This window comes from Blastocatellia bacterium (assembly GCA_035275065.1).
Taxonomy (GTDB): Bacteria; Acidobacteriota; Blastocatellia; order UBA7656; family UBA7656; genus DATENM01.
On record DATENM010000068.1, the window covers coordinates 72,610 to 86,607 of the forward strand.

At 63.0% G+C, this 13,998-nt stretch carries 12 protein-coding genes and 1 pseudogene; 9 read left to right on the plus strand and 4 right to left on the minus strand.

Annotated elements, in window-relative coordinates:
- Positions 1 to 97: 97 nt before the first annotated feature.
- Entirely contained in the window at positions 98 to 3,046 is a 2,949-nt protein-coding gene (locus VJ464_17095) for a putative Ig domain-containing protein (protein ID HKQ06854.1), read from the minus strand.
- 292 nt (positions 3,047 to 3,338) lie between these two features.
- Between VJ464_17095 and VJ464_17100 the strand changes: the two genes are divergently transcribed.
- Both VJ464_17100 and VJ464_17105 read left to right on the plus strand, forming a co-directional pair.
- The gene (locus VJ464_17100; protein ID HKQ06855.1) at positions 3,339 to 4,346 is read left to right on the plus strand and encodes a tetratricopeptide repeat protein; all 1,008 of its coding nucleotides are present in this window, start codon (positions 3,339 to 3,341) and stop codon (positions 4,344 to 4,346) included.
- Between the two features lie 230 nt (positions 4,347 to 4,576).
- A complete protein-coding gene (locus VJ464_17105; protein HKQ06856.1) occupies positions 4,577 to 5,446 on the plus strand; it encodes a hypothetical protein in 870 nt (289 codons plus the stop codon).
- A 35-nt stretch (positions 5,447 to 5,481) separates the two neighbouring features.
- On the opposite strand, the gene VJ464_17110 is transcribed toward VJ464_17105, so the two are convergent.
- Entirely contained in the window at positions 5,482 to 7,029 is a 1,548-nt protein-coding gene (locus VJ464_17110) for a glycine betaine ABC transporter substrate-binding protein (GenBank protein HKQ06857.1), read from the minus strand.
- Between the two features lie 80 nt (positions 7,030 to 7,109).
- Positions 7,110 to 7,847, minus strand: a complete 738-nt coding sequence (locus tag VJ464_17115; GenBank protein ID HKQ06858.1) for an ATP-binding cassette domain-containing protein — start codon at positions 7,845 to 7,847, stop codon at positions 7,110 to 7,112.
- Positions 7,848 to 8,044: 197 nt separating this feature from the next.
- Here VJ464_17115 and raiA point away from each other — a divergent pair, with 197 nt between their 5' ends.
- The 5 genes from raiA (at position 8,045) to VJ464_17140 (ending at position 12,056) form a co-directional block, all read left to right on the plus strand.
- On the plus strand, positions 8,045 to 8,581 hold the full coding sequence (gene raiA, locus VJ464_17120) for a ribosome-associated translation inhibitor RaiA (protein HKQ06859.1): 537 nt from the start codon (positions 8,045 to 8,047) through the stop codon (positions 8,579 to 8,581).
- An 82-nt stretch (positions 8,582 to 8,663) separates the two neighbouring features.
- Positions 8,664 to 9,539, plus strand: coding sequence for an RNase adapter RapZ (gene rapZ / locus VJ464_17125; protein ID HKQ06860.1), 876 nt, complete (start codon positions 8,664 to 8,666; stop codon positions 9,537 to 9,539).
- Between the two features lie 115 nt (positions 9,540 to 9,654).
- Positions 9,655 to 10,062, plus strand: a complete 408-nt coding sequence (locus VJ464_17130) for a PTS sugar transporter subunit IIA (GenBank protein HKQ06861.1) — start codon at positions 9,655 to 9,657, stop codon at positions 10,060 to 10,062.
- A complete protein-coding gene (locus VJ464_17135) occupies positions 10,059 to 11,060 on the plus strand; it encodes an ABC transporter ATP-binding protein (protein ID HKQ06862.1) in 1,002 nt (333 codons plus the stop codon). Before VJ464_17130 ends, VJ464_17135 begins: the two co-directional genes overlap by 4 nt.
- Before the next feature lie 6 nt (positions 11,061 to 11,066).
- Positions 11,067 to 12,056, plus strand: coding sequence for an ABC transporter ATP-binding protein (locus VJ464_17140; protein HKQ06863.1), 990 nt, complete (start codon positions 11,067 to 11,069; stop codon positions 12,054 to 12,056).
- 334 nt (positions 12,057 to 12,390) lie between these two features.
- Here VJ464_17140 and VJ464_17145 read toward each other — a convergent pair.
- Positions 12,391 to 12,849, minus strand: a pseudogene (locus VJ464_17145) (NYN domain-containing protein).
- Between the two features lie 202 nt (positions 12,850 to 13,051).
- On the opposite strand from VJ464_17145, the gene VJ464_17150 reads away from it, so the two are divergent.
- Together VJ464_17150 and VJ464_17155 are read left to right on the plus strand one after the other, a co-directional pair.
- Positions 13,052 to 13,435, plus strand: a complete 384-nt coding sequence (locus tag VJ464_17150; protein HKQ06864.1) for a hypothetical protein — start codon at positions 13,052 to 13,054, stop codon at positions 13,433 to 13,435.
- Between the two features lie 205 nt (positions 13,436 to 13,640).
- On the plus strand, positions 13,641 to 13,998 hold a 358-nt coding region (locus tag VJ464_17155; protein ID HKQ06865.1), incomplete at its 3' end, for a hypothetical protein.

Below are 13,998 nucleotides of genomic sequence, written 5' to 3' on the forward strand. Positions count from 1 at the left end.
CGACCAGTCGCCGCCTGTGCCTGAGCATCGCATCATCGCGCTGACAAGTCGGCGCTTAGGAGTGCGGCGACTGGTCACCGCACTCCAAAAATCCCGCTCAGTTTACCGTCAAGATGAATGGCGCTGACGCGACGCCGCCGGGGTTCATGACTTTGACTTCGTGCGTGCCTGTGGCCAGCGTCAGGCGCTTGACCACGAAGCTGTTATCGTTCGGATTGGCCGCCGTCTGCAAACCATCTATCATTAGCACCGCCGCCGCGTTAAAGCGTTCGCCGAAAACCATCAGCTTCTTGCCGCCTTTGTACTTGACGCTGCTAATGGCCGGGATGGTCGCCGGGTCGGTTACCTTGATCGTCAGGTTGCCATTGACGCTGCGACTGTCCGGGTCACGCACAGTAATCCCCACCGCAAAGCTGCCCGCCGCCGTCGGCGTGCCGGAGATCAAACCGCTCGCGCCGTTCAACGCCAATCCCGCCGGCAGAGCGCCCGCCGTGATCGCCCACGTATAAGGCTGGCGGCCACCGGCGGCGGCAGGCTGATAGCTGAACGCCTGGCCGACGGAAGCTTCAATGAGCGTCGCAAGCTGCATGGTCAACTGCGGCGCGCTGATCGTAAGCGTGAACGGCTTGCGCGCCGTGTGCGCGTCGGCGTCGCTGACGGCCAGCGTGATGTTGAAGGTGCCCGACACGCTCGGCATGCCGCTGATTGCGCCGCTCGCGGCGTTGAGCGCGAGGCCCGCGGGCAAGCTGCCTTCTGCCATAGACCAGACGTAAGGCGGTTTGCCGCCGACGGCGGCGAGCGGCTGGCTATAGGCCACGCCCTGCTGACCCGCCGCCAGTTGCGCCGTCGTCATTTCGAGCGCCGGCACAGGCGGCGGCAGCACGGTGATCGTCATCACTCGCTCGTCGTGGCGTGATTGCGCGTCGCTGACCGCGACGGTGCAGGTCGCAGCCCCGCTCGCCACCGCCACGCCGGCAAGCAGGCCGCTTTCGCGGTTCAAGGTCAGACCTTGCGGCAGCGCGCCCGCCGTCACTGTCCAGGTGTAAGGCGACGAGCCGCCGGTTGCCGCAAGCGGCATCGTGAAGGCCTGCCCCTGCACAGCTTCAGCCGACGCGGCACCGGTGATCTTCAAAGGCGGCACGCCATCGCCGACCGTGATGCGGACGTTCGTTGACATCTGCCCGAACCATCCCTGGCCGTCCTGATAAAGCTGCCACTGAAAATCGTAGACGCCCGACGTGCGCGGCGCGAAGGCGATAAAGCGCGCTTCTAACGATTCGCCCGGCGCAATCGGGTTGCCGAAGATCGGCACGATGTTGCCGCCCCACAAGGCGTTATCCGTCGGATTTTGCGAGCGGACGTACAGGCCGCTGGTGCCCCAGGCTTGCGCGCCGCTGTTGAGGAAACGAATGACTACGGGGAAGTTCTGACCGGGCTCCAGCTTCGTCGGCACTTCTTGAGAATCGAACGTCGAATTCAAACTTGAAGAAGCGCGCGTGATGGTGATGCCAAAATCTTTTTGCGAGGTGGCGTTCACGGCGTCTGTGACCTGCACCGTAAAGACGTAAGTGCCTTCGCCGGTCGGCGTGCCGCCGACGAATCCCGACGCGTTGAAAGCGAACCCCGGCGGCAACGCCCCCGCGTCGGCAAGCGACCAGCGATAAGGCGGCGTGCCGCCCGATGCGACTAGCGATTGCGAATAGACGTGATCGATGAAGCCGAATTGCAATGGCGAGGTGGTGATGATCGTCAGCGGCCCCGGCCCTGCGCCCGCCGCCGGGTACATGAAAAGAATGCCGTTCGTGTCGTCTTGCTTGAGCGTTGCGCAGCGGCCATCGAAGTGGGCCACGCCATACATCGTTGCTTCCTGCTGCGCCGCGCCTGGTGGTGAGCATCCCGAACAGGGGATCCACGAGTGGCCGAGCCCAAGCGCATGGCCGATCTCGTGCGTGGCGATCTCGCGCACTTTGCAGTGGTCGTCGTAATCGCAACTGGCGTATGGGTTGAACGACACGTGGCCGGTGTTGCCGGCATAGAAGGTCACGCCGTTCACTACACGCGTCTGCCCCGCATCCCAGTTCAAGCCGCCAATGGCGAGAATGCTGGCGCAGCCCGGCGTCGGCCCGAACTGGCCGTCACAGTTGTTGAAGGTGATCGTGTTGGTGCCGCGCGCGAAACAGTAATTGCCAGTGCTGCCGACGATGGCGCGCATCGCGCAACCGGGAATCGTTGACCATGCATTCATAGCGGCAACGACATCATCAATCGTCCCCGGCGGCGCGCTTTCGAGGTTGACGTTGAAGGCGACGGGCAGATTGCTGTCGGGCTCGAACCAGCGCACCGGCGGATTGGTGATGAAGTTGAATTCCGCATGGATGCCGCCCGCGGCAACACGGCTGTAGCCCGGCGGCTCCGCGAGCAAAGCGACGTTGCTATAGTGGGCGCGCTCGAAGTCGCGGGCGCGCTCGCGGTTGATGATTAGCCGCGCACGCACCAACGCCGTGTAAGCGGCAAGCTCCATGCGACTGGTCGCCGGGCCGCGCGCGCCGTCTGCATGCGGACGCTCTTCGACGACGACGTTAGCGTCCGGCCCCTCGCGTGTGACCATCGTCTTGCCGGTCGCCGCCTCACGGGTGACGGTGAATTTGCCCAGGAAGAGTTGATGCACGCGCAGGCCGCCATCGTTCCATGTGTCGAGGTAGAGCAGGACTTCTTCATCGGGCTTGAATTGCGGCGCGCCAAAGACGAGGTTGCCCTGCAAGCCGACCTGCCCGCCGGGCTCTTTAAGGACGATGCGGCGCGCCGTCAGGTGGCCTTTGATCACTTCGTTGACGCGCACGGTGACGTAGGTATAGATGCGGCCTTGCGGGTCGAAGTCGCAGGTGACGGCAAGCACGCGACCCCGGATGATGGCGCGGGCGCCGACGATCATGTCGTCATCGGCAGGAATGATCACGGTCGTTGCCGAAGCGCTCGCGGCACAGACCGTCAGCACCGCAAACAACACAACCCATCGCAGACCAAACAGGCGAAGCGCAAGACGCATACAGCCTCCGACGCGGGGGCGCTGAAATAGAAATGTTGATGAAACCCTGCGGGATACCTGTGGGACGCAACGCGACGGCAAAGGCTTGCGAGGCAAGGGGCGTCAAAACCTGAGATGAAGCCCCGCGCATCCGCCGGATGTCGTACCGGCGAATAACTTACTGCGCCGCCGGCCACGGTGTCAATCGAAGAAATTTACTGTCGGATGCGCGGCGGCGCATTCAGCCGCCGCGCATCCTTGTGCCATGAAAGCGCAGATGCTGATATAATCGCCGCCAAGAAGGAGGCGCTCTATGATCAATCGGCGGACATGGTTTATGGCGCTGGCGCTCATGCTCGTTCTGGCCGCCGCCGCCGAGGCGCAGCGCAGCACGATTCGCGGCAAGGTGCGCACCCCCGGCGGCAGCACGGTCAATAACGCCATCGTCGAGCTGCGCCTCGGCGGCGGCGGCATGCTGGCGCAGACGGTGACGCGCAACGATGGCGATTTCGCTTTCAGTGGCCTTGAGCCTGCCGAATACGAAGTCGCTGTGGTCATGGCAGGCTTCCAGCCGGCGGCGCAGATGGTGCGCTTTGATAACGACGGCGGCATGCGGCTCATGCAATTCGTCAACGTCGAGATCGTTATCCGCCCAAAGCCTGACGCCGCCCCGCTCGTGCCGACGACCCTATTCGCGCAAGACGTGCCGAAAGCGGCGCGCGCCGCTTACGAGCGAGCGATCAGCAAACTCCACGAAGGCAGGGCGGCGGAAGCCGTCGAGCTACTGCGCGCCGCCATCGCCGAATTCAGCGATTACTTCGACGCCCACTACATGCTCGGGCAGGAGTTGTTCCGCGCCGGCCAGGACCGCGAGGCGCTTGAAGAGTTGGAGCGGGCGCGGCAGATCAATGACCGGCAGGACGCGGTCTATCACCTGTTCGGCTTGATTATGTTCAAGGAGAAAAAATACGCGCTGGCGCAGCGCGCTTTCCGCGAGGCCGAGACCTTGAAGCCGGCCAACCCGCTGCCGCACTTTCACCGCGGCGTCGCTTTGATCGAGCTGGCCATACGCGAAGACAATCCGCAGCGCGAAGCCGATTTCGGAGACGCCGAGCATGAACTGAATCGCGCCTGGGAGCTGAGCGACCAGCGCATGAACGAAGTGCGCTTGCAGCTCGCCCGCGTCTACGAGCGGCGCGGCAACAAAGAGGCGGCGGCGCGCGAGCTTGAGGCTTACCTGAAATCCGAGCCGGAAGCCCGCAACGCCGCCAGTGTTCGAGAAGCGCTGGTCAAGCTGCGCAGCAAGAAGAGCGACAAGTGATGTGGATTGACCGACAACGCTGACCGGCGCGCGAAAAGACAACCGTTGACGGCGCGCCCGGCGTTGCCTATGATGGAATCTCCTCCGCGTAAGCGAGTCACCTGCCCCTCGATTCACACTTAAAGACCGACGACCGACGACCGATGACCGGCGACTTGCGGCAGCCTGCCTGCCAGCGGACAGGTCAACGGTAATCAGACGGCGCGCGGCGATCAGCATTGGGAGCAAACGTGTTCAACAAGAAGAGCGGTTATCTCGCCTGTGCGCTGCTGCTGCTGCTTACGGCAGTCACGTCAGCGCAAACGCTGCAACGCGACATGGAGAAAGAGCAGCGCATCTGGCAAGCGCTACAAGCCATCGCGCCCGATATGGTCGAGACCTTTAAGGCAGCGACGGCGGCGCTCGACAAGAACGACTTTGCCGAAGCCGTGCGACTCTACGAACTCGTCTACAAAAAAGCGCCGAACTATGACGTGGTGATGCGGCGGCTCGGCGGCTCGCTGGTGTTGAGCGGGCGCAACCAGGAAGGCTTCGCTTTGCTTGAAGCGGCGGTGAAGAAAAAAGAATCGGCGGAGAATTTTTTTAGTGTCGCGCAATTTCTGGCGATGCCGGCCGACGGCAGCCAGCCGCGCCGTGAAAACCTTGAACGCGCCCTGCCCTACGTCCGCCAGGCCGCCGACCTCAATCATGACAACGACCCGCGCTATCTCATCCTCTGGGCAATGATCTCGGTCAAGACGGGCCGCCTGGAGTACGTGCGGCAGGCCGCCGCGCGCCTGATGCAGACGCATCCCGACATCATGGAAACGCATTACTTCAACGCCTGGGTCGGGGTTGAAGACAAGGACTGGCGCAAGGTCGAAAGCGAGTTGCGGCAGGCGCAGGCGATGGGGCTGTCGCTGACGGCGGCTGAAGAAGTGCGCGACGCCGCCGGCTTGCGTTCGCGGGGGTCGGTCTGGCGTTATGTGCAGTACGCGCTTTATGCCATCGGCGCATGCCTTGTCGGGCTTGAGTTACTATTCGTGTTCCGCAGGGCTTCTTCGAAAAGAGCGCGGCGCCGGCTTGAAACCAGCGAGCCGGATGCGGTAGCCAGCCAGTAGCGATTGCGCAAGAGGTAGCAAAAATTGCATAGCCGTCACAGGCGCGAAAGGAACTCGCGCACGACTTCCTTCACGTCGCGCTTGTCGCCGTCAACGGCGTAATTCAAGCGCCGCATCTCGGCGTCGGTCAGGTGGCCGGCCAGCTGGTTCACCGCCTCGCGGATTTGCGGGTAGCGGTCGAGCGTGTCACGGCGAAAGACCGGCGCGGCTTCGTAAGGCGGGAAGTAGTGGCGGTCGTCTTCGAGCTGCACCAGCCCCAGCCGATCAATCAGCCCATCGGTCGAGTTGCCGGCGATCAAATCCACCTGGCCCCGCGCTAATGCTTGATACGTTAAGGATAGGTCCATCTCGCGCGGCGGCTCGGCAAACTTCAATCCGTAAGTCCGCGCAAATCCCGGATAGCCATCTTCGCGTGACATGAAATCCTGGCCGAAGCCGGCACGCCATCGCGGCGCATAAGCCGCGGCCTGCGAGACCGTCTTCAAGCTCAAGCGCCGCGCCTCGTCGCCGCGCACCAGAATGGCGAACGTGTTATTGAAGCCGAGCGGCGCCAGCCATTCGCAACTGAACTGCTCGCCATAATCTCGCCGCACCTGATCGTAGACGGCGCGCGGGTCGCTGATGGGTTGATGCTTCAAGATGGCCGTGAAGGCCGTGCCGGTGTATTCGACGTAAGCGTCTATCTGCCCCGAAAGCAAAGCGCGATGCACGAGGTCGCCGCCCAGCTCGAATTGTCGCTCGACCTGAATATCCGTCTTCGACTCGATAGTCTGCGCCAGCAGCTCTGCGAGGATGAGCGACTCGGTGAAGTCTTTCGAGCCGACGACGATGTGGCGTGCGCTCGACGTACCGGCGTTGTGGCTGAAGAAGAAAACTGCTGCCACGATAATCACGGTCAGCCCCGCCGCCGCGATCAACCCGCCGATGGCTCTGCCGCCGTGCCGAGCGCCGGCCGCAAGCCTTCTTTCAACCCAGCCCAGCGCGAAATCGGCTCCCAGAGCCATTAACGCGGCAGGCAGGGCACCGGCCAGCACCAGTGTGTTGTTGCTGCCGCCGCCACGGAGGCCGCGAAAGATATAAACGCCGAGGCCGCCCGCGCCGATGGCGGCGGCAATTGTCGCCGTGCCGATGGCAATCACCGTCGCCACGCGCAAGCCGGCGATGATGACATTCATCGCCAGCGGCAGCTCAACCTGCGTCAGCATCTGGCGATCAGTCATGCCCAGGCCGCGCGCCGCTTCGCGCACTGCCGGGTCTACGCCGTTGATGCCGGTGAAGGTGTTGCGAATGATCGGCAGCAGCGAATAGAGAAACAGCGCGATGATAGCCGGCACGTAGCCGATGCCTTGTCTGCCGAGCAGTGGAATCAAAAAGCCGAATAGCGCCAGGCTCGGAATCGTCTGCAAGACGTTGGCCGTCGCCAGCACCGGCTTGCTGAGCGCGGGCCGCCGCGTCAACAAGATGCCAATCGGCACCCCGACCAGGGCCGCCGCGCCCGTCGCCACCATGACCAAAAGCAGGTGCTGCAAGACGAGTTGCAACACCTCGCCGCGGTTTTCGATGAAGAATCTGAGCAAAGACATAAGGGGAAGGAGTCAGGAGTCAGAAGACAGAATGAAAAAGGAAGCCGGCGGCAGTGAGCAACCTCGTCGCGCCTCCTTCCTCATTCTAACTCCTGACTCCTGACTTCTGACTTCCGAGTTCTGACTTCCGATTCCAGCGTTTCCAAGAAGGCTTGCGCTTCGGGCTCAGTTGAATGCGTGAACGCGTCGGGCGTGTCGAGCGCCACCAGTTGCCCATCTTTGAACAGGCCGATGCGCGAGGCCAGCGCAAAGGCTTCGCGGATGTCGTGCGTGACGAAGACGATGGTCTTCTGCAAGCGCTCGGCCAGTTGTGCGAACTCGCGTTGCAGCTCGGCGCGCGTCAGCGGGTCGAGCGCGCCGAACGGCTCGTCCATTAAGATTACCGGCGGATCGGCGGCGAGCGCGCGGGCGACGCCGACGCGCTGGCGCTGGCCGCCCGACAGCTCACGCGGATAGCGCGCCGCGAACACTTCGGGGTCGAGGCCGACAAGCGTGAGCAGCTCGCACACTCGCGCACGGGTGCGGTCTTCCGGCCAGCCTTCCAGTCGCGGCACCAGTCCGACGTTGCGCTCGACGGTGAAGTGCGGGAACAGGCCGGTCTCTTGAATCACGTAGCCGATGTGGCGGCGCAGGCGTATCGCATCCCAGTCGCACGTCGCTCGGCCTTCGACGGCGACGGTGCCGGCGGTCGGATCATAGAGACGATTGATCAGCTTGAGGGTCGTCGTCTTGCCTGAGCCGCTGCGGCCCAGCAGCACGAGCGTTTCGCCGCGCCGGACGGCAAAGCTGACGCCATTGACGATCTGCTTGCCATTCATCGCTAACGCCACATCGCGAAATTCGATAACGGTCTCGATTGCGGATTGCGGATTGCGGATTGCGGATTGCGGGAGTAAGCAAGCTTTCCGGTTCCGCAATCCTGCATTCGCAACCCACACGCAAAAACAGTGCGTCAGGACCACCCCGATAATCCGCGATCCGCGATCCGCAATCCGCAATCAAAGGAGACGAATACATGGAATTTGAATTCACCGGTCGTCACATGGACATCTCCCCGGCGATTGAGCAGTTGGCCCGGAAGGAGCTGGGAAAGCTCGACAAGATTCTCGATTCGACGCCCCTGCGCGCGCACGTCACGGTCACTTCCGAAAAACATCGCAAGGCCGCGGAGATCGTCGTCTACTGGCGCGATTCGGTCTTCACCGCAGTCGGCGAAAATACCGACGCCGGGCAATCGGTTACCTCGGCAGCGCAGCGCGTCGTCAAGCAGGCCATGCGCTTGAAAGAGAAGTTCAAGACGCGCAAGCGCAGCCGCGCCTCGGTCAAAGAAGTCGCGCCAGTTCCCGGCGGCAGCCTGCCGGCGGCGGCGGCGGCGGCGGCGCGCATCGTCCAGGAGCGGCGCTACCGCGTCAAGCCGATGACCCAGGAAGAGGCGGCGCTGCTGCTCGCGGATTCCGATGACCTCTTCATCGTCTTCCGCGACGCCGAGTCGAATAAGGTCGGCGTGCTCTATAATCGCACCGACGGCAACTATGGATTGATCGAACCCTGAAGCAGGGATTAGGGGCTGGGGACCAGGGGCTAGATTTTCTCTGGTCCCCGGCCCCCGGCCCCTAGCCCCCAGCCCCTGTTTTATGAGTGTTTCTGTCGTCATCATCACGGGCGTGTCGGGGTCGGGGATGAGCTCGGCGCTCAAGGCGTTTGAAGACCTCGGCTACTTTGCCATTGATAACCTGCCGATCCAGCTCATCCCGACCTTCGTCCGCTTGTGCGACGAATCGAGCGAGATTGATCGCACCGCCTTTGTCGTTGACGTGCGCTCGCGCGAATTCCTCGGGCTGTTCCCGCATATCCACGAAGAGTTGAAGGGCAAAGGCGTCGCCGTCACCATCGTCTATCTCGAAGCCGACGACGACGTGCTGCTGCGCCGCTACAGCGAAACGCGGCGGCCCCACCCGCTGACGGATCAAACGGTGGTCGCCGCCATCCGCCAGGAGCGCGAGCTGCTTGCGCCGATCCGCGAGCTGGCGGATATTGTAATCGACACGACAGAGCTGACCGTGCATACGCTGCGCGACGTGATCAAGGATCGCTTCGCCGAGCGCGGCAGCGCTCACGAATTGAACGTGGCGATCTCGTCGTTCGGCTTCCGGCACGGATTGCCGCGCGGGTTGGATATGCTGTTCGACGTGCGCTTTCTGCCCAACCCGCACTTCGTGCCTGAGCTGCGCGCCCACACCGGGCGCGATCAGGAAGTGATCGATTATTTGGTGTCGCAAACCGAGGTCAATGAAACCATCGAGCGCTTCGTTGACTTGCTGACCTTTCTGCTGCCGCGCTTCACGCGCGAAGGCAAGAGCTATCTGAGCATCGGCGTCGGCTGCACAGGGGGCCGCCACCGTTCGGTGATGATTGCCGACGCCATTCACGAGCGGCTCGCCGCCGCCGGCTTTAAAACCCGCGTCGTCCACCGCGACATCAGTAAGGACGAACAGCGGTACAAAACCTGAGAGGAGAAAGAAGTCAGGAGTCAGGAGTCAAGAGTCAGAATGGAAAAGCTGAGGTGATAGCCGACTTCCCTTTCCATTCTGGCTTCTGACTCCTGACTCCTGACTTCTCCGAAGAATGATTGGTGGAGTCATCGTCACACATGGCCAATTGGCCAACGAGCTGGTCTCGGCGGCAGAGATGATCGTCGGCGAGATTCATCACATTACCGCCGTCTCCATCGGCTGGCACGACGACGTAGACGTTGCCCGTCAGGAGATCGAGCGCGCCATCCAGCGCGTTGATACAGGCAACGGCGTGCTGTTGCTGACCGATATGTTCGGCGGCACGCCGACCAACATCGCCGCTAGCTTTCTCGGCCAGGCCGCCGTCGAGATCGTCACCGGCGTCAACCTGCCGATGGTCATCAAGATGGTCACACAGCAGCAGGACGAGCCGCTCAGCGAAGTCGCGCGGCGCGTGCGCGACGAAGGCCAGCGCCAGATTCATCTCACCAGCGACATTCTGACGCCCCATAAGAAATGAGCAACAATCCGCCATTGCTCGAAGTCGCCGACCTGCGCGTTCACTTTCGCACCGACGCCGGGACGGTGAAAGCGGTTGACGGCGTCAGCCTGTCGGTCGAAGCGGGCGAAACGCTCGGGCTGGTCGGCGAATCGGGCTGCGGCAAATCGGTGACCGCTTACGCCATCCTGCAACTGCTCACGGCGCCGCCGGCGCAGTATGCCGGCGGCGAGATTCGCTTTCGCGGCGAAAACCTCTTAACGCTCGATGAGCGCCGGCTGCGCCGCATCCGCGGCAACCTCATCTCAATGATCTTTCAGGAGCCGATGTCGTCGCTCAACCCGATCATGAGCGTCGGGCGGCAGATCACCGAAGTCATCCTTGAGCACGAGTCGGTGACCAGGCAAGCAGCGCGCGCCCGCGCCCTTGAGATGTTGCGGCGGGTTCACATCCCTTCGCCGGAAACGCGCTTCAACGAGTACCCGCATCAGATGTCGGGCGGCATGAAGCAGCGCGCGATGATCGCCATGGCGCTCGCCTGCAAGCCGCAGTTGTTGATCGCCGATGAGCCGACGACGGCGCTCGACGTGACCATCCAGGCGCAGATTCTCGACCTGCTCAACGAGCTGCAAAGCGAGATGGGCATGAGCGTCTTGCTGATTACGCACGACCTCGGCGTCGTCGCCGAAACCTGCGACCGCGTCGCCGTGATGTACGCGGGCCGCATTGTCGAAGAAGCGCCGGTCGGCCATCTGTTCGAGCGCCCGCGTCACCCGTACACCCACGGCCTGTTTCGCTCGCTACCGTCCTTGAACGAGCGGCAAGCGCGGCTCGCGGCGATCCCCGGCTCGGTGCCGAGCCCGCTCGACTTCCCTTCCGGCTGTCGCTTTCGCACGCGCTGCGGGATGGCGCAGGAAGTTTGTAAGCAAGAGCCGCCTCTGCGCGAGATTGGCGCAGGCCGCCTGGCGGCCTGTCACTTCGCCGAGCAGGTCGGCGAGACCGCGCGCGGCTCCGCCTGAAACGCAATGGACGATTTGCTGATAGTCGAAAACCTGGTGAAGCATTACCCGATACGCAAAGGCGTGGTGCCGCGCGTCATCGGGCAGGTGCGCGCCGTGGATGGCATTTCCTTTACCATCCGGCGAGGTGAGACGCTGGGGTTGGTCGGCGAGTCGGGCTGCGGCAAGACGACGGCGGGGCGCACGATTCTCCGTTTGATCGAGCCGACTGCCGGGCGCGTCGTCTTTGATGGCCGCGAGGTGTTCGGCTTAAGCTCGCGCGAGCTGCGCCAGTTGCGCCGCGAGATGCAGATCATCTTTCAAGACCCCTTCGCCTCGCTCAACCCGCGAATGACCGTCGGCGCGATGCTCGGCGAACCGCTGCGCGTGCATCGCCTCGTCGAAGCGCAAGCCGGCGCGCGCGCCACGGGCCAGGCGGTGCGCGAGCGTGTGGCAGAGTTGCTTGAGCTTGTCGGGCTCAGCGCCGATTATCAGGGCCGTTACCCGCACGAGTTTTCCGGCGGCCAGCGCCAGCGCCTTGGCATCGCCCGCGCCCTGGCACTCAACCCGAAGTTCATTGTCTGTGACGAGGCCGTGTCGGCGCTCGACGTTTCGATTCAAGCGCAAATCCTCAACCTGCTCAGCGACCTGCAACAGCACCTCAACCTGACTTACCTGTTCATCGCCCATGACCTGGCGGTCGTCAAGCACATCACTGATCGTGTCGCGGTCATGTATCTCGGCGAGATTGTCGAGGAGGCTGATACGGAAGAGATTTTCGCGCGCCCGCTGCACCCGTACACGCAGGCGCTGCTGGCGGCGATTCCGGTGCCGGTGCCGAAAACGCGCCGCGCGCCGCACAAGCTCGAAGGCGACGCGCCGACGCCCGCCGCCCCGCCCGCCGGGTGCCGCTTTCACACGCGCTGCCCGATGGCCATAGACGACTGCAAGAGCGCCCGCCCGCCGCTGACCGAGATCACTCCCGGCCACCGCGTCGCCTGTATTCGCGTGGAATAATCCTTTGTCCTTCGTTCATCACTGCCTGTGTCATCACCAATGAGCAGCGACGAAGGACAAGGGCGAAGGGTTAATCGGTCGCTTGCGTGCCTGCCGGCTGTGGCTGCTCTTCTTCGTCCTGCACGCGAACGAAGCCGCCGGTCGGCAGGCTGTTCGGGTTGAGGTTGCCGGTCACCGGCGCGCTGCCATTGAGGTGATTGGCGTTCAGATTGCCGGTGTTCAGGCTGCCCGTGCTCAGGCTGCCGCTGGGGCGCGTCTGCACCGAATGCCCGTGATGGTTGTTGTTGTGGTAGTGATTGTAGCGGCTCTCGGATTTGCAGATCGAATCGAGGTGCGAATCCAGCTCGATGAACTGGTCGGCCACATCGATCAACCGAGGGCTGGTGTTGCTGCGAAAACCCGCCAGCTCGACCCGCACGCCTTTGTAGGCGACGGCATTGATGGCGTAAGCAAAGTCTTCGTCGCCCGATACCAGCACCGCCGTGTCGTATTTGTCGGCGAGCGAGAGCATGTCAACGGCGATCTCGACGTCGAGATTCGCCTTCTTGGTGCCGTCGGCGTAAGTCTTCAATTCTTTCTCAACCACGCGATAGCCGTTGCGCCGCATCCAGAGCAAAAAGCCCTGCTGGCGCTCGGCCTTCTCGTCTACGCCGGTGTAAAAAAAAGCCCGCAGCAATGGCGAATCGTTGCGTAGGAAGTTCAAAAACTTAGCATAGTCTATTTCGACACCGACCGATCTCGCTGCGTGGAACAGATTGTTACCATCAATGAAAATCGCTATTTTTCCGCGCATATAATCCTTTTTATGGTGACTTCAAAAAGCTCCTGCCAGGCATTCAATGATTAACACAGCGAGCGCGGGCCTTGCAAGCTGAACCGCCCTGGCCGGCCGGCTTGAACAGTCGCGGCCGCCGGTGTAGCATGCGAGCGGTTCTCACCATTCTCCCGATGGTTTATCTCTCCACTCGGCCATCTCAGGTGCAGGAGTGAGACGAATGTTGACCGCGTTCTTGAGCCTTGCGCTCGCGCTCGGCCTGGCCGGGGCGGGCGCGCAAACGCCGCCGCGCGCCGCCGCTGCCAAACAGCTTGCCGCCGTGCGCGGCGAAGTCGTCAAGATCAGCTCCCCGGCCAAAGGCATGCTATTGCTCACCGTGCGCCCGGCCCGCGATTATGCGGAAGTCACGGTGCTGGCGCGCGACAACGACCTGGTCGGCAGCGGCGTCGGGCGCGAAGGCGGCACAGACCTGCTCGGCCTGCTCACGGACGATCCCCACGACGACGAAACGATCACCGCCGCCGAGTTGAGCGAAGGCGACGTCATCTCGGTCATCTACGACCCGCAGGCGCAGAATCGCGTTCTCGAAATCTATGTGCATTGATGCGGCGCGACGGCGCGGCGTTACTCGAAACCTGCTTCGATAGGCGCCCTCGGCAACCGCGTTTGACAAGCCTGTGGCCGTATGTTAAAAGCAATTGCGAAAGCAACTTTAATTAGCAGCATCTCATTCCAAGCCACTGCCGACAGACCATTACTTTCAGCGCGTAGCAAAACTACCTTCGCGTGTTTTGTAACGGGGCATACAAATGGCAGACGACCCGAAGGATAGATCGGACATCGGCAGCACACCCGACAGCGGCTCACCCGAAACCGTGGGCGCTGACGTGCCGGATAAAGCCCAGGCGCTGCCGCCCATCGCCGGCTCGGTTGCGCCCGCCGACGAAGGCGAAGCGAAATTGAAAGCCGAGCTGCCCGCGGGCCAGAAGCCGAAGACCGAAGCCAAAGACGAAGCGGCGCTGCCGGGCACCGATAAGCCATCAAAGACTCCCGCGGTCGAAGGCGCGTCGGAAACCGGCGCGCCCGCGACACCACAGCCGACGACGCCCGCGCCGCCCGCGACCGGGCCGGCTGCGGTCAAGCCCGCGCCGCCGCGCGCCCCTGCCG